This is a genomic window from Flavobacterium praedii, from assembly GCF_026810365.1.
Classification (GTDB): Bacteria; Bacteroidota; Bacteroidia; order Flavobacteriales; family Flavobacteriaceae; genus Flavobacterium; species Flavobacterium praedii.
In genome coordinates, this window is record NZ_CP113948.1 from 3,404,713 (window position 1) to 3,421,147 (window position 16,435).

14 protein-coding genes and 2 tRNA genes are annotated in these 16,435 nt (G+C 33.1%); 8 read left to right on the plus strand and 8 right to left on the minus strand.

The genetic code is table 11. The annotated features are described in order from the left end of the window. The first annotated feature begins 166 nt into the window (after positions 1–166). The 4 genes from OYT91_RS14405 to OYT91_RS14420 all read left to right on the plus strand — a co-directional run bounded on the left by OYT91_RS14405 (position 167) and on the right by OYT91_RS14420 (position 5,689). Complete coding sequence (locus tag OYT91_RS14405) at positions 167–3,496, plus strand: TonB-dependent receptor (protein WP_281238521.1); 3,330 nt, start codon at positions 167–169, stop codon at positions 3,494–3,496. Positions 3,497–3,545: 49 nt separating this feature from the next. Continuing rightward, positions 3,546–4,601 carry a fasciclin domain-containing protein gene (locus OYT91_RS14410; RefSeq protein WP_281238522.1) on the plus strand — a complete coding sequence of 352 codons (1,056 nt, stop codon included), beginning with the start codon at positions 3,546–3,548 and terminating at the stop codon, positions 4,599–4,601. Between the two features lie 90 nt (positions 4,602–4,691). Beyond that, positions 4,692–5,120 (plus strand): hypothetical protein, encoded by a 429-nt coding sequence (locus OYT91_RS14415; protein ID WP_269224227.1) that lies wholly within the window; start codon positions 4,692–4,694, stop codon positions 5,118–5,120. A gap of 74 nt (positions 5,121–5,194) precedes the next feature. After that, positions 5,195–5,689, plus strand: a complete 495-nt coding sequence (locus tag OYT91_RS14420; RefSeq protein WP_281238523.1) for a septal ring lytic transglycosylase RlpA family protein — start codon at positions 5,195–5,197, stop codon at positions 5,687–5,689. Positions 5,690–5,730: 41 nt separating this feature from the next. Here OYT91_RS14420 and OYT91_RS14425 read toward each other — a convergent pair whose 3' ends face one another. Next, positions 5,731–6,198, minus strand: coding sequence for a CYTH domain-containing protein (locus OYT91_RS14425; protein WP_281238524.1), 468 nt, complete (start codon positions 6,196–6,198; stop codon positions 5,731–5,733). A gap of 195 nt (positions 6,199–6,393) precedes the next feature. On the opposite strand from OYT91_RS14425, the gene dinB reads away from it, so the two are divergent. Next, positions 6,394–7,476: a DNA polymerase IV gene (gene dinB / locus OYT91_RS14430; RefSeq protein WP_281238525.1), complete on the plus strand. Its 1,083-nt coding sequence runs from the start codon at positions 6,394–6,396 to the stop codon at positions 7,474–7,476. Between the two features lie 93 nt (positions 7,477–7,569). Next, positions 7,570–8,085: a PAS domain-containing protein gene (locus OYT91_RS14435; RefSeq protein ID WP_281238526.1), complete on the plus strand. Its 516-nt coding sequence runs from the start codon at positions 7,570–7,572 to the stop codon at positions 8,083–8,085. Positions 8,086–8,111: 26 nt separating this feature from the next. Here OYT91_RS14435 and OYT91_RS14440 read toward each other — a convergent pair whose 3' ends face one another. The 4 genes from OYT91_RS14440 to OYT91_RS14455 all read right to left on the minus strand — a co-directional run bounded on the left by OYT91_RS14440 (position 8,112) and on the right by OYT91_RS14455 (position 12,363). Beyond that, the gene (locus OYT91_RS14440; RefSeq protein ID WP_281238527.1) at positions 8,112–9,059 is read right to left on the minus strand and encodes a transglutaminase family protein; all 948 of its coding nucleotides are present in this window, start codon (positions 9,057–9,059) and stop codon (positions 8,112–8,114) included. 6 nt (positions 9,060–9,065) lie between these two features. Continuing rightward, positions 9,066–10,019 (minus strand): alpha-E domain-containing protein, encoded by a 954-nt coding sequence (locus tag OYT91_RS14445; RefSeq protein ID WP_269224223.1) that lies wholly within the window; start codon positions 10,017–10,019, stop codon positions 9,066–9,068. Between the two features lie 518 nt (positions 10,020–10,537). Next, on the minus strand, positions 10,538–10,897 hold the full coding sequence (locus tag OYT91_RS14450; RefSeq protein WP_281238528.1) for a hypothetical protein: 360 nt from the start codon (positions 10,895–10,897) through the stop codon (positions 10,538–10,540). A gap of 29 nt (positions 10,898–10,926) precedes the next feature. Beyond that, complete coding sequence (locus OYT91_RS14455) at positions 10,927–12,363, minus strand: circularly permuted type 2 ATP-grasp protein (RefSeq protein ID WP_281238529.1); 1,437 nt, start codon at positions 12,361–12,363, stop codon at positions 10,927–10,929. Between the two features lie 479 nt (positions 12,364–12,842). On the opposite strand from OYT91_RS14455, the gene OYT91_RS14460 reads away from it, so the two are divergent. Next, the gene (locus OYT91_RS14460; protein WP_432419413.1) at positions 12,843–13,214 is read left to right on the plus strand and encodes an ISAon1 family transposase N-terminal region protein; all 372 of its coding nucleotides are present in this window, start codon (positions 12,843–12,845) and stop codon (positions 13,212–13,214) included. Between the two features lie 22 nt (positions 13,215–13,236). Next, on the plus strand, positions 13,237–14,190 hold the full coding sequence (locus tag OYT91_RS14470) for an ISAon1 family transposase (protein ID WP_432419420.1): 954 nt from the start codon (positions 13,237–13,239) through the stop codon (positions 14,188–14,190). 122 nt (positions 14,191–14,312) lie between these two features. On the opposite strand, the gene OYT91_RS14475 is transcribed toward OYT91_RS14470, so the two are convergent. From OYT91_RS14475 to rseP, 3 genes are all read right to left on the minus strand, one after another. Further along, positions 14,313–14,386 (minus strand) — tRNA-Asn (locus OYT91_RS14475). 425 nt (positions 14,387–14,811) lie between these two features. Next, positions 14,812–14,885 (minus strand) — tRNA-Asn (locus OYT91_RS14480). A gap of 83 nt (positions 14,886–14,968) precedes the next feature. Next, positions 14,969–16,312, minus strand: coding sequence for an RIP metalloprotease RseP (gene rseP, locus OYT91_RS14485; RefSeq protein WP_281238532.1), 1,344 nt, complete (start codon positions 16,310–16,312; stop codon positions 14,969–14,971). Positions 16,313–16,435 lie beyond the last annotated feature (123 nt).

Sequence of the window (16,435 nt, forward strand, 5' to 3'; positions counted from 1 at the left end):
ATATTTTTTAATTCTAAATTAAGAATAAATCGCAAAAAATTAATTAATAAACGTAAATATGTTTATTTAGTATGCGTGTATTGTAAAAGGAGCATTTTCTTAATACAATGTTAACATTTATTGATTCAAATGTTATAATTTTGCCAAACTAAACAAACAAAATAATATGAAAAAAATCACCTTTATTTTTATTTTTTTTCTGTCGGTTATTGGTTACTCTCAGGTAACTACTTCAGGAATTTCAGGAACAGTGAAGTCTGTTACTGGCGAGAACATAGCGGGAGCGTCGGTGCAAGTGATTCACTTACCTACTGGAACAAAGTATAATGCAATTACAAATTATACAGGCGGTTACTCAGTTCAGGCTATACGTCCAGGAGGGCCATATACTGTTAAGTTTACTTTCATTGGTACAAGATCAAGTGAAATTACAGATATTACAGCTCCATTAGGAAGTACAGTTACTGTAAACACAGTTCTTGAAGACGAAACAAGTCAGTTAAAAGAAGTTGTTGTTTCTTCTTCAAAATCAAATGGTGCTTTTTCTAAAGGAAAAACAGGAGCTTCGCAACAGTTCTCCAATAGACAAATTAATGCTGTACCAGTTATTGGAGCTCGATCTATTAATGCTATTACTAAATACAATGCCAATGCTGGAAGCGGTGGTACTTTTGGAGGACAAGATTCAAGATTAAACAACTTTACTATTGATGGTTCTGTTTTTAATAATGGTTTTGGTTTAGGAAATGATGCACAAGCGGGAGGTAGAACGGGTTCTACTGCAATCTCTCTAGATGCTATTGAACAATTACAAGTAAACATTGCTCCTTTTGATGTACGTCAAACTGGTTTTACAGGATCTGGAATCAACGCGGTAACTCGTAGTGGAACAAACGAAGTTGAAGGATCAGTCTATAACTCATTCAGAAGTAATAAAGAAAGTTTTGTTGGAACTAAGGCAGGTGAAGTAAAAATTGTACCAGCTACTTTTGATGAAACAATTTGGGGGGCTAGAATTGGTGCTCCAATTATAAAAGACAAATTATTCTTTTTTGGTAATTTTGAAACGATTGAAAATACAAGTCCTGCAACGACTTGGACGTCTACAAATTCTCCAAATGGAGGTGCACAAGTATCTATTCCTACATTTGATGAAATGCAAACTCTTTCTACTTTTATGAAAGATAAATTCAATTATACTACAGGGCCTTGGGAGAACTATGACGCAAAAAAAGAGTCTAAAAAATTCCTTGGTAGAGTAGATTGGAACATCAATGATGATCATAAATTATCGGTACGTTATGTACATAGTGATTCTTCCTCTGATGAAGTTACATCATCATCGAACTCTTTAGGATTTGGGGGTAGAACAAAAAATGTAAATTCGATGTCTTTTAAAAACAGTGGCTATGTAATTGAAGACAATACTAGGTCTATCGTTGTACAATTGGACTCTAAACTGTCTGATACATGGAGCAATAACTTTATTGCTGGTTATGATAAACAAATCGAAGACAGATCCCTACAAGGAGGAGGTTTGTTCCCAACAATTGACATCAAAAATGGAACGCCTAGTACTGTTGGTAATTTAAACTTTATTTCTGTAGGTTTGGATCCATTTACTCAAGGAAATAAATTGAGATATTCTACTTTGCATTTTACAGACAATGTAACTAAAACTTTTGGAAAACATAGTTTGTTGTTTGGTGCCAATTATGAGCATTTTAAATCAGAAAATTTATTTTTCTCTGGATCAAACGGAGTTTATATTTTTAATTCTTTGGATGAATTTTATAAAGCTGCCAATGAATCTTTAATTTTACTAGGAGCACCTTCTGTAACCAATTTGCCAGTTCGAACTCAATTTCGATATTCAGCATTGGATGGAGGTGTAGAGCCTATGCAAATAATGGAATCTGATAAGATAGATTTATATGCACAAGATGATTTTAAAGTAAATGAAAATTTCAGAGTTATTTTTGGTTTACGAGCTACATCTGTTTCATTTAAAGATACAGCAATAGAAAATAAAGCTATTACAGGCATGACTTTTGCAAATGGAGAAAAATTTAACACAGGTGATATGCCTGATACACAATATTTATTTGAGCCTAGACTAGGTTTCAACTTGGATGTTGCTGGTGATTCAAAAACTCAAGTGAGAGGGGGAACAGGAATTTTTACCGGAAGACCTCCTTATGTGTTTTTGTCTAATGCTATTGGAAACAATGGGGTCCTGACTGGATTTGTTGACGCAAGTGATGTAGCAGTTGCTACTGGTGGATATGGATTTACTGCTAATCCTTCACAATATTTTACACCTGCAACACCTACTTTGCCATCTACATTTGATTTAGCATTTACTGCTAAAGACTATAAATTTCCTCAAGTTTGGAAAACGACTATTGCTGTAGATCAAAAATTACCTTTTGGTTTTGTAGGAACTGTAGAAGGAATTTTTAGCAAAAACATCAATGAAGTAGGGTACTATAATGCGAATTTAGCCAATCCAGTTGGAAAAATTGCTGGGCCAGATAACAGACCCTTATATGCAGGTAATGATAATGGTGTTCGTATAAATAATACTGTTTCAAATGCTATAGTGTTGACAAACACGAATCAAGGGTATTTTTATTCTACTACTTTTAAATTAGAATATCCATATAGTAAAGGATTGTGGGGTTCATTTTCTTATACACATTCTGCAGCTTATGATTTGCTTTCAGCTGGTTCTATCGCTTCTGGTTCTTGGACAGGTGCAAAGTCTATTAATGGAAACAATGATTTGGCTTTAAGTCTATCTAATAATAATACTCCTCATCGTTATGTTGGTATTATTGGATACAAAATTGACTATGGCACAAAGTATGGTGGATCTACTTCTATAAATTTAGGTTATATTGGAGAACAAGCCAGCCCATTTACTTATGCCTATGGAGGAGATTTAAATGGAGATAGAGTAAATGGGAATGATTTACTTTTTGTTCCTCTTAAAGCTACAGACATAAGATTTAGTCCAATTACTCAAAATATAGCTGGAACTTCAGTAGTACTGTATACTGAAGCGCAACAACAAGAGGCTTTTGATAAATTTATAGATCAAGATTCTTATTTATCTAAAAGAAGAGGGCAATATGTAGAAAGAAACTCTAATATCTTACCAATGTTGCATAAAATAGATCTTTCTGTTACACAAGATTTCTTCGTGAATATCGCTGGCAAAAGAAACAGTTTTCAGTTTAGAGCAGATATCTTAAACTTTACAAATTTCTTGAACAGAAATTGGGGTATTTCTCAACGAGCTACTGCATCAAATATATTGAGTGTAGCTCAAGCACCAAGTGGAGCTAATGGTAATATTCCTTTTTATACTATGGCTCTTCAAACAGATAATGAAGGAAAAAGATTTTTAGCTAGAGACACTTTTCAAAAAAATGCATCTATATTTGATGTTTGGCAAGCTCAATTTACCTTAAGATATACTTTCGGGAAATAATATTTATTAAAAACTAGACGAATACTTTATAAACAGAAAAACAAAAATTATGAAATTTAAAAATCAAATCCTATATTTTGTTGCCGTTTTATCGGTTGCATTAATGACTTTTTCTTGTACTAATGATGATAACAAAGATGTAGTAAAACTTCCTTCTATAGTTGATATTGCAAAAGCAGATCCTGCTAATTTTAGTATATTAGTAGATGCATTAAATAAAACTGGATTAGCAACTACATTAAGTAATCCGGGTTCTTATACTGTTTTTGCTCCTACAAATGCTGCTTTTACAGCTGCAGGGGTTACAAGTGCGTCTATTATTGCTCTTGACCCAGTTGTTAATGCTCAACAAATTGCTGATTTAAAATTATCTCTTCAAAATCACATTATAGGAGTAGGAACAAGATCGGCAGATTTAGTTGCCACAGCTTCTTTTAAAACTTTTGGATATTATAGAAATAATCCTTTGGCTTTTACAGGTGCTAACTTGAATATGACTATTAGTAAAACTGGAACAGATATTTTAATAAATGCCGGGGAAACAAATGGAGGTGCCAAAATAACTAGTGTAGATATTGAGGCTAGTAATGGAATAGTTCACGTAATTAATAGCGTATTAAAATTACCAACAATAGTAAATCAAATTATTTCAACCCCAAGTTTATCATCTTTATTAGGAGTTGTAAGTAGCCCTGCTCAAGCAAGTGTATTAGCAATTTTAACAAATGCAACATTTACATCCACTGGCGCTGTTACGGTATATGCTCCAAATAATGATGCTTTTACAACTGCATTGGGAACAGGTGGTTATTTAGTTGGAAAAACAGATGCTGAAATTACAAATATCTTAAAATATCATTTACAAACAGGAAATAATACAGCAAGTTCTGCAACCTCTTATACTTCTTCAACGGCTTTTGCAGACGTTAAGGTTAATACTTTATTTAGTACTCCTGCACCTGCTAAAACATTTACTATTACCAAAGGAACAGTTAAAATTACAGATTTAGTTACTCCCGTAGTTAATGGAAATATTAAAGTTATAAATATTCAAGGTACTAATGGTGTTATTCAAATAATTGATAAAGTATTACAACCAATGTAGAATATATTTTTTTTCTAAAAAACCCAGAAATTTTTTCTGGGTTTTTTTATGACTTTTTTGCTTATATTTGTTTAAATTAAAAAACTATTTATGTACACTATTTTACAAAAATTTCACTCTGGCTGGGCATATATTGCATTGTTAGTTCTTGTTATTGCTGTTGTTAATGCTTTAATTGGATTGGCTACTAAAAAAGAATTTACGGCCAAAGACAGAAAAATTGCGCTGTTTGGTTTAATTGGAATACACACACAATTGTTGTTTGGTATAATTTTATACTTTGTATCTCCACTAGGACTTGCCTCTTTTGGGCTAATGTCTGATAAAGCTTTACGTTTGACTTCATTGGAGCATCCGTTAATCAATCTAATCGCAATTGCCTTAATTACAATCGGTTGGTCAAAACATAAAAAATTAACTACAAGTGAATCAAAATTCAAAACCTTCTCTATATTTTACGGTCTAGGGTTGTTATTGGTATTAAGTAGAATTCCTTGGTCGCTATGGTTTAAAAACTAATGAAAAGTCCTGAAAAGGACTTTTTTTACCCATAATTTTTTTTATAAATCAGAGTTTCACCTAATAAACTATAAATGAAAAAAATAATCACATTGTTGTTTTTACTTGCCAATATTGGTCTAGTAAGCAGTCAAAGTTCCATTATAAACAGCAAAAAATTTACCATTAATAAAGACACCGTAAAAAAATCAACAAAGGTTGTACTAAAAGATGTTGAGCCAATTGCTGTCGCCCCAGACTCAGCAATTATCGAAACTGGTAAATTTGTTTTCTTCAAAAAAAATGCACATGCTTCCTATTACCATGATAAATTTAATGGAAAGAGAACAGCAAGTGGCAAACGTTTTGATAATCAAAAATTAACTGCAGCTCATAGGAAATTCCCTTTCGGAACCAAACTAAAAATCACCAATGAAGCCAATGGAAAATCCGTTATTGTAGAAGTGATTGACAGAGGCCCTTTTGCCAGAGGAAGAGAAATTGACTTAAGTAAAAAAGCTTTTATGGATATTACATCCAACAAAAGGAGTGGCGCTGTTAATGTAAAAATTGAGGAATTGAGAAAATAATTGCTTTTTTAGGAACTAGTAACAAAATATTACTCAAACAATTACCAACTCTTAAAAGGATTCTTACTCAAATAAGCATTGTAGTATCTGTTGTCATTAGTGACTTCTTCTCCCAGCCAAATTGGTTTTTCAAAGGATTCTTCTTCTGACTGTAATTCAATTTCAGCCATAATCAATCCTTCATTTTCGCCATAGAACTCATCTACTTCAAAAATATGATGGCCCGTTTTGATTTCAAAGCGGGTTTTGTCTATTACGCCCTTTTCACATAAAAGCAATAATTTCTCGGCTTCATCAACAGGGATCTCTTTTTCCCATTCAAATCTGGACATGCCTGATTCGTTTGATATTCCTTTTATAGTCAAAAAACCTTTGTTGCCTTTCACACGAACGCGAACCGTTCTTTCAGGAATGGAGCTTAAATAGCCTTGCTTTATTCTGTTTTGATTGAAAGCCACTTCTTTGAAAGCTTTCGAAGTAACCAAAAATTTTCTTTCTATTTCTACCATTTATTTGAAGTATAAGGAGCTTTTTCCAGCTGTACACTATATTCCCAATTAACAAAAACTACGACAAAAAAGTTTTGTTTTTCTAAATCGGGAGATGCCGTTTCCATCTGGGCTAGTCAGTGCATCAAAGATATTCATTTATTTTTTAACAGTTCCGTTGTTCCATTTTTTTCAAAACGTTTTTAAATTTGTAAAATGCTCGAACCACCTCCATATAGAAAAATCATACACATTGACATGGATGCTTTCTATGCTTCAGTCGAGCAAATGGACAACCCTGATTTAAAAGGAAAACCTATAGCAGTAGGCGGTGCCGAAAATCGAGGTGTCGTTTCTGCGGCTAGTTATGAGGCTAGAAAATTTGGTGTTCGTTCAGCTTTGAGTGGAGTTTTGGCTAAAAAAAATTGCCCAGAACTTATTTTTGTAAGCCCTCGTTTTGACCGATACAAGGAAATATCCAAAAAAATCCATAAAATATTTCGAGATTATACAGATTTGATTGAGCCTCTATCTTTAGACGAAGCTTATCTGGATGTTACTCAAAACAAGAAAGGAAATCCTAGCGCCAGTTTATTGGCACATGAAATTCGCCAAAGAATTTTTAATGAAGTTGGGCTTACGGCTTCGGCTGGAATTTCGGTCAATAAGTTTGTCGCCAAAATTGCCAGTGATTACAATAAACCCAATGGTCAAAAAACGGTAAATCCTGACGAAGTTATTCCTTTTCTGGAGCAATTACCCATTCAAAAATTCTATGGAGTGGGGAAGGTAACAACCGAAAAAATGTTTCAACTTGGGATTTTTACAGGCTTAGATTTAAAAACAAAATCAATCGAGTTCCTTGATAAACATTTTGGAAAGTCTGGCGGTTTCTATTACAATGTAGTGCGGGGCATTCACAACAGTGAAGTAAAATCAAATCGGATTACAAAATCAGTGGCAGCAGAACATACTTTTGATATCAATCTTTCTTCTGAAATATTTATGATTGAGAAACTTGAAAAAATTGCGGCCGAATTAGAACGCCGTTTAAAAAAACACCAAATTTCAGGCAAAACGATTACGTTGAAAATAAAATACAGCGATTTTACTCAACAAACACGAAGTAAAACAATGCCTTATTTTATTTCGAATAAATCGCTTATTCTGGAAATTGTAAAGGAGTTATTGTACCAAGAAAAGATGAAAGACTCTGTTCGACTTCTTGGAATTTCCTTAAGTAATTTGAATACAGAAATTAAAAAAACAATTGTCGTACAGCTTAAATTTGATTTTTGATCAATAAAACTTTGGTTCAACAATAGTTAAACCCTAACGAATTGTATTGTGTTCTTTGTATTGTTTTTATATTTGAACCTTAAAATCAATATTATGGCAACTCAAAATGACAATAATAATCCTAAAGCAAAGTATCTCTGCTCCTTAAAGTGGAATGCCATTCCTTTAATTTCTTGGGGTTTTAGTGCTACTTATAAAACGGAACTAAAAAATGTAGTTTTGGATTATAATAAAATCGCGATAATTTCCAATTCAAAAAAATGGAAAAATGCAGATTGGGATTTCAAAAATAAATTGGAAGAAAAGGTTATTTTGATCACAGATGCCAATTTGAATATTGTTTTTGCATCACATAGTTTGCATAAAATGAATGGATATAGAGAGCAGGAAGTGCTTGGAAAAAGTCCAAAAATGTTTCAGGGCAAAGCAACTGTTATGACAACCTCCCTTGAAATCAGAGAGGCAATTACACTACAAAAACCATTCGTTAAACAAGTTTTAAATTATAAAAAAAGCGGAGAACTATATTATTGCAATATTGAAGGTTTTCCCATTTTTAATAAAAAAGGAGAGTTAGTAAACTTCATAGCATTTGAGCAGGCTGCTTAACTTATAAAAGATACTTATTTAGAATACTATTGTTGTTGCTGCTGATGTTGTTCTATATAGCTTATTTGTTCCTTAACTTCCTGTGGAATTTCTTCAAGAAGAACATCGTTTATTTCTTCATAATGTCTGCCGTCTTCATAGCCTATTGATACACATACAGAGAGCGTTTGTCTTGCAAGTCCTTTAAAAGTTCCTTTAATTGGGGTGCAATCATAAAAATTTCTTCCTACAGCCAATTTTACATGATTGTCCATTGTCCATATATTATTGGTGGGATCTAAACCTAACCAGCCTTGCGAAGGGGTGTAAATTTCGACCCAGGCGTGTGTCGCTCCTTCGCCCCTTAATCCGCTTTCGTAGGGGCAAATGTATCCACTCACATATCTGGCAGGAATGCCAACAGTACGAACTAGTTGCAACAATACATGCGCAAAATCTTGGCATACTCCCTTTTTAAGGGTTAGAATTTCATCAATTGTAGTTTCGATATTCGTAATTCCTTTAGTGTAAGTAAAGTTATCGAATATGTACTGATTGCATAATTGTGCAATTTCTATAATAGGTTTATTGGTTACATCTATTGATGCCAAAATGGTTTTTATCTCCTCTTGTTTTACAATAACCTCTGGATAACTAAGTCTTAATAAGGTTATGTTTTCACTTTTTTCTTTCTCAATGTCTTTTATGGTATTACTGTCAAAAGCGGGTATTTTTAGAGAATGATTCACTTGAACAGTCATTCTGGATTCAATGACCATTTCTTCATGTGCCTCAAGATTGTTAAAATTGGCAACTTTATTACCGTAGTAGTCATGATAATATTCTACTTCTGGATTATGAGTGATTAAAAGTTGGTAATCGATGACGTCTTGATTGCTAAAATTATGAGGAAATAGGCGTAACTCGTTTATACTTTCTTTTATTGGCCAGTTGTATTGGTATTTTGTAATGTGAACTATTTTGAATATTGCCATAAGTTATTAGGTGTAGGAAAAAAATAATTTTGAGAAGTCAACTGAAAACTGATTTAATTGTGTTTTTGTAGTTTCCAGAACCTCTTCTAACTGTGTGCCAGTTAGGTGATGATAGTCTGTAAAGTCAACATAACTTTTTAATCTTCCAAATTGATTGTATAATTTTCGAGCTTCACTTATTTCACTGTCTTTAACGAGGCAATCCAAATATTTATTAATTAAATCTAACGTATAGATTACAGAATGGGCAAAATCGCGATTGAAAATCACATGTTGAACTATTTTTCTGTTGTGTTTAAGGTTGCTGTAACTTTTTAGATATAATTCATATCCAGATAATGAAAGTAATAATCTTCTCCAGTACATTACATCTTCATTTCCTTCCAAATTGTATTGAATCGGTGCATAATAGGCTTGAGTCATTGAGATGGTTTGTAAGCATCTCTCAATTAGTTTTCCAATATTCGAAAAACTCCATCCAAGTCCTCTTGGCATAGTAACGTGTAATATACCATTATAGAGCAAGAGGTCTTTATTGAGTTTATTTACAATTTGTAAAGCATCTGAAGTTTCTAGTTTTTTGGGAAGATCTGGGGAATTCATAAAGTGATACAATGAATTGATATGTTCCCAAAGCTCTTTGGTTATTTTGTCTTGAGATCCTCTCGCATTTTCCCGAGCTTTTAAAATCAAATTTTTTACCGAATTGTGGTTTAAGCTATCGCAAATAATGTATTTCAAAACAAAGTTAGTATCGTATTGAAATTCGTTTATCTGACTGCATGTTAGGTCAGTGTAGTATTTTAACAGCGGTTTGTAGCCTTGGCAATCCTCGGTTTCTTTGTCGAATGACAATATGTAACTGGTATTAAGAGTTAGCAGCATGCCATCGGTTCTTTCCATATATCTGTTGAGCCAAAACATTCCGTCTGCAACTCGACTTAGCATATTTGCTTTCATTTGATCCGATTTATAAAATGTAAAAAAACTTTGTTTAGTAATAGATTTGGGATAGCTTTTCAATCCTAATTATTGGGGCGTGACTCTGTTGAGCAAAGGGGCTTACATACAGTGCCGCTTATACAGCCCCTTTACTCAACAGAGTCGGGCTATCACGAGCGCACGGCGCCTTGCTCTATCCCTCACGCAAAATGACGTTAAGTTTAGATATTTTAGATTAAGGATTGCCGATTTTTTATGACAGAGCTTGTCTTGCTAAATATTTGATTGTCAATTTCACAACCATTTTTATATCTGTTGTCAAAAAGCGTAAATCAAAAATCTGCTATCATTTTATCCTTAACTTTATCAAATTGCCTCGGTAAACCCCATAAATCATCAGCTCCTAAATAGTTGCGAGTTCATAATGATTGGAGAATAGTGCCTAAATGATGCTCTATTTTAACATTTGTAGATAATAGGCTCCACAATTGATTCTATTATAGATTCTATAATAGCAGCTTGATTTTCAATTTGACTTAACATGTTTGTTTCCATTTTGTTTGATTTATAAATTGATAATAGTAGTTTTTTAATTTATGTAAAAATTGCATTATAGAATTTTCTTCTGATTTACTTTTTGGCCTTTCCAAAATTGGTTCAAGAGTTGTTTTAGACGGTTTTCTTTTTTCTTTTTTTGGGATAATTTCAATATTGGATTCTAAATTCGGGATTTCTGGTTCTGCTGATATTGTTATTTTTTGGATTATCGGTTCTTCTGAAATCTCTGCTATAAGTTCATTTGGTTTCGCTTCGTTTAAATGGATTAAAACCATTTCTGGTAAAAAAGCAAACATTGGTTTGTCGTTTTTTTCTGAGTTTAAGATTTTCTTTTTCATTTTGATTCATTTTAAAATTTAAAACGAAATTACTTTATGATCCAAGTGTCTTTGCTTCCTCCACCCTGAGAAGAGTTTACAACCAATGAACCTTTTGTTAGTGCGACTCGAGTAAGTCCTCCAGGTACTATTTCTACTCCATTGGGTCCACATAAAGCATAAGGTCTTAGATCAACATGGCGTAATTTCAATTGGCCATCTATTAAGCAGGGAACGGTGCTGAGTTGAATGATAGGTTGTGCGATAAAATTTCTGGGGTTGGCAAGAATGGCTGTTTTGCCATTTTCAAGTTCTTCTTGAGAAGCTTTGTTTCCCATAATCATTCCGTAACCGCCGCTTCCATTGGTTTCTTTGATTACCATATTTTCCATATCGGCAAATACCAATTCTCTTTCTTCTTTGTTTTCCATTTGGTATGTTGGAACATTTTTAAGTATGGGTTCTTCGTTAAGGTAATATTTTATCATATCAGGAACGTAAGCATAGACCGCTTTGTCATCGGCAACTCCATTACCTACAGCATTGACTAATGCTACGTTGCCGTGGCGATAGGCGCTAATAAGTCCGGGTACGCCCAGTGTGCTTTCGGGTTTAAAAACCAATGGATCGAGATAATCATCATCTAAACGTCGGTAAATTACATCCACTTGATGCAGTCCCGAAGTGGTTTTCATATACACTTTGTTATTATTTACTACCAAATCTCTTCCTTCTACAAGCGGAATTCCCATTTGGCGGGCCAAGAAAGTATGCTCGTAGTAAGCCGAATTATAGACGCCCGGTGTAAGTAAAACCACGTTAGGATTGGATATATTTCGGGGAGATAGCGATACTAGTATATTATGAAATATCATTGGATAGTTTCCTACCATGCTTACTTTGTTGGAGGTAAGCATGTCTGGAAAAATTCGTTTGGTAATTTCGCGATTCTCCAACATGTAACTCACACCGCTGGGACATCTCAAGTTGTCTTCAAGAACGTAAAATTCACCTTTTGCACCACGAATTAAATCAATTCCAGCAATATGTACATGAATGTTATGAGGTACTTTTATTCCATGAACTTCCTGTATATAATGCGGGCAAGAGGCTACTAATGCAGCAGGAATTATTCCATCTTTTATTATGTGCTGTCCATTATAGACATCTTCCAGAAATAGATTAAGGGCTTTTAGGCGTTGTTTAATCCCCGTTTCTACTTCGCTCCATTCGGCTTTTGTTATGATTCTTGGAATGATATCAAAAGGGAATATTCTTTCTATCCCTTGATCATCATCACTATATACTGTAAATGTAATGCCCTGGTTCATGAACAAATCCGAAGCCTGAATTTGTTTGTCGTTTAGGTTTTCTGGATTTAATCTTTGTAAGGTTTGAAGAACTTGAGCATAGGAATCTCTCACGCCTTCATTGGAGAACATTTCATCCCATCCTTTTGGGTTTAGTTTTGGCATCACTTTCATCATATTTCTCAGTATTAAATAATTAATAAGTATGATTCAAAATGGCTTTTAGAGCTTAATTTTGAACTAAAATATTAAATTATTATCACCAAAAAATACAATGTTGTGATTATTTGGTAATTTATATGACTTTCTTTTTGAGGGAATCATTTTTTGTCAATTCTAATTTTTTTGATTGAATTTTTTTTTGATTTCGCATTTGGAAAATGGAATTTATTGACAACACCCTTGTTTAGTGATGGGTGTTATAAAGTTTATATCGAAAATTACTTGAAAATTTCAATTTGTTTTTCAATATTTAGTGTTTGTGCTTTGTTTTTATAGGGAGTCTGAGGAAATGACTCTCAATCTTATGCGTTTTTATGAAATTCAAGTCTCATATCAAAATTAGAAGTGAATCCAATATAGAAACGTTTTTGACTTGATCCGTTTTAGTGGATCAAGAACAAAACCTGGGGAGAAATAATTAAAAAGTCTGATATTTGCAAAAAACTAGTAGAGAATTGGAATCGTATATAGAACTATTGAAATTAATATTACCTGAGTTTTTGATTGAGAATTTTAATCTAACCTCATTCAAGAATTCAGAAGAAAATCTGCATTTGTATTTTGAAGAAAAAGCGACTACTCCCAAAGAATTTACTGCTGTAGAATTGATCTCCAAAGGCTTTCTGGACGAGGTCACTATTCAGGATTTCCCTCTAAGAGGTAAGTTAGTATATTTGCATATCAAAAGACGTCGTTGGACCAATAAGACCACAAGAGAAATTATTAAAAGAGATTGGACTTTAGTTGCTAAAGGAACCCGCATGACTCATGAGTTTGCGGCTTTTTTAAAAGAAATTAATAGATAATAGCGCTACCGATTGTCATACCATTGGAGGCTTCTTTGGAGTCAACGGCAAAAAACTTCAAAGACAATATAAAAAACACCTGAGTTCCTTCAACACTTGGGCTCCACGAGAACACGCCCATCAATGGATTCTTTACCCTGAAAATATGGGGACTCATTTATCAATTGACGAAGTAGCTTTATCTCAAGGAGAACTTTATACTATTGTAACCAACAAGCAATCCAAAGGCAAAAAAGGATCCTTAGTTGCTATTGTTGCAGGAACAAAGGCAGATCAAGTCATAGAACATATCAGTAAGATTGATTATAAAAAAAGAAGCTGTGTCAAAGAAATAACACTTGACATGGCTAATTCCATGAAGTTAATTTCAAAGCGTTGCTTCCCAAAAGCAGTACAAGTAACCGATAGATTTCATGTTCAAAAATTAGCATTGGAAGCCTTACAAGAGATTAGGATCAAACATCGATGGGAAGCTATGGATTTTGAAAATCAGTTGATAATACAAGCAAAAAAAGAGAATAGAACCTATATTCCAGAGCTCTTACCTAACGGAGACTCTGTAAAACAATTACTAGCCAGAAGTAGATATATACTTTATAAATCTCGTGAAAAATGGACGATAAATCAGAGAGAAAGAGCTAAAATGTTATTTGACCTATATCCAGACATTAAAAAAGCCTATAACCTAAGCCAACAACTTCGAGGTATTTACAATAATAACAATGATAAAAACATTGCAATGACCAAACTAGCACATTGGTATAGAAATGTGGAGGAATCCGGATTTAAAAACTTTAATATCCTGCTCAATACTATAACTTTTAATTACCAGTCAATTTTGAACTATTTTGATAATAGAAGCACAAATGCTTCTGCAGAATCTTTCAATGCAAAAATAAAAGCTTTTAGAAGTCAATTTAGAGGAGTAAGAAAAATAGATTTCTTCTTATTTAGATTATCCAATCTTTTTGCTTAATCCCCAACTTTTGTACCTGATCCGTTTTAGTTTTGCTGAATATAGAATGTAAACACAATTTATAGTTTTGGATTTTATGCAAAAAAAAAAGACCATCATTGCTGATAGTCTTTTTAATAATGCTCCCTCTCTTGGGCTCGAACCAAGGACCCTCTGATTAACAGTCAGATGCTCTAACCAACTGAGCTAAGAAGGAAAGTGTGATTCACTTTTGAAGCGGTGCAAAGATATAATTTTATTTGAATGTGGCAAACATTTTTTTTAAATTTTTAAAAACCTTTTGAGGTGTTGGATTTGCTGTATTTTAAATAGAAAAAAGGGTGTTATTTTTAATAAATTATGTTTCTCATTAGCTTTTAATTTTTTTATTGATCGTAATGGAATCTTTCGTTTGGTTTCTTGTTGAACTCTTGATGCTTGTGTAGATTTTATGGGTGGTGTTTGTTCTAAATTGTTCTAAAATGTTTTATTTTTTATAGCTTAAGAAAAGGAGTTATTTATAGAAAGGAAAACTTTGCCTGATAATTAGTTTTGCGGAATATAGAATGTAAACGCAATTCATAGATTTGGGTTTTATGCAAAAAAAAAGCCTCACATTTCTGTAAGGCTTTCTGCTTATTGCTCCCTCTCTTGGGCTCGAACCAAGGACCCTCTGATTAACAGTCAGATGCTCTAACCAACTGAGCTAAGAAGGAAAGTGTGTTCACTTTTAAAGCGGTGCAAATATATGACTTTATTTAAATGTAGCAAATAAAAAAGGCAAAAAAAACATTCTTTTTTACTTGCCCACAATAGCTTTGTAGATGTCATTTCCATTGGCAAAAAGCAACAGACTGATAAGTAATACGAAACCAACCATTTGAGCATTCTCTAAGAATTTATCACTTGGTTTTTTACCGCTTACAATTTCAAATAATAAAAACATTACGTGACCACCATCAAGTGCCGGAATAGGCAATAAGTTCATTACACCAAGCATAATCGATAAAATCGCTGTGATGCTCCAGAAAGTTTCCCAGCTCCAATAACTTGGAAAAATATCAAATATTGCTTTAAAACCACCTACTTGTTTGTAGGCTTTGGTTTCAGGATTGAAAATCATTTTTAATTGTTTTCCATAACCTACTAATTGATCTTTCCCTTTTTGAATGCCAAAAGGAATCGATTCCATAAAACTGTATTTTTGATGTGTAATGGTATAATAGCCAAGTTTTTCTAAAGAGTCAAGACCTAAACCACCAAGTTGTACTCCTAGTTTTCCTTCGCCATTTATTTTTACTTGAACAGGAACTTGTTTTTCTTCTCTTAGAACAATTGCAGTAACTGTTTTATTTTTGTTGTTTTCTAAAATTACTTTGGCTTGATCAATATACTTAGTGGTTTGACCATTTAATTTCAAAAGAATGTCTTTTGCTTTAAGCTCTTTGTTTAAAGATTCATCAGGAATGTTTCCAATAACAAATGGGCTTCTGATAGTTAGTAAAGAAGATTTTTCAAATTTAGACAGTTGATCTATAAAATCATTTGGCATTTTTATCGTTTGTAGTGTGCCATTTCGTTCAACAACTACTTCTTTTGCCATAACCACTTTTGAGTTCATCTCCTTGTCAAAGCGTACTATTTTTTCACCATCAACAGCGATTATTTTATCACCAGTTTTAAAACCAGCATTAATCATCGCTTGGTTTTCTATCAAAACACCATCTTTCAAATCTGAATTAGCAATATAGGAATCCCCATATACAAAAGCCATACCAATATATATGATGAAAGCTAGTATAAAGTTGACCGTTACACCACCCAACATAATAATCAAACGTTGCCAAGCCGGTTTGGATCTAAACTCCCAAGGTTGCGCAGGTAATGCCATTTGCTCCTTGTCCATACTTTCATCAATCATTCCGGATATTTTTACATAACCACCAAGAGGCAACCAGCCAATACCATATTCGGTTTCACCAATTTTCTTTTTTAGAAGGGAATATTTTACGTCAAAAAATAAATAAAATTTCTCGACTCTGGTTTTGAATAATTTTGCAGGAATGAAATGTCCTAATTCGTGAAGTATAATAAGTAATGATAAGCTCAATAAAAATTGAGAAAGCTTGATAACTATTTCCATTTTTTAATTTTCGGTTCTTTAATGACTGACAAAAGTACTATTTTCTATTTTATTATTTACGGTATATTTTTGGGTATCGTTTTAAATGTTTGTTAATTAATTCATTTTTCATTTTTATTTTCG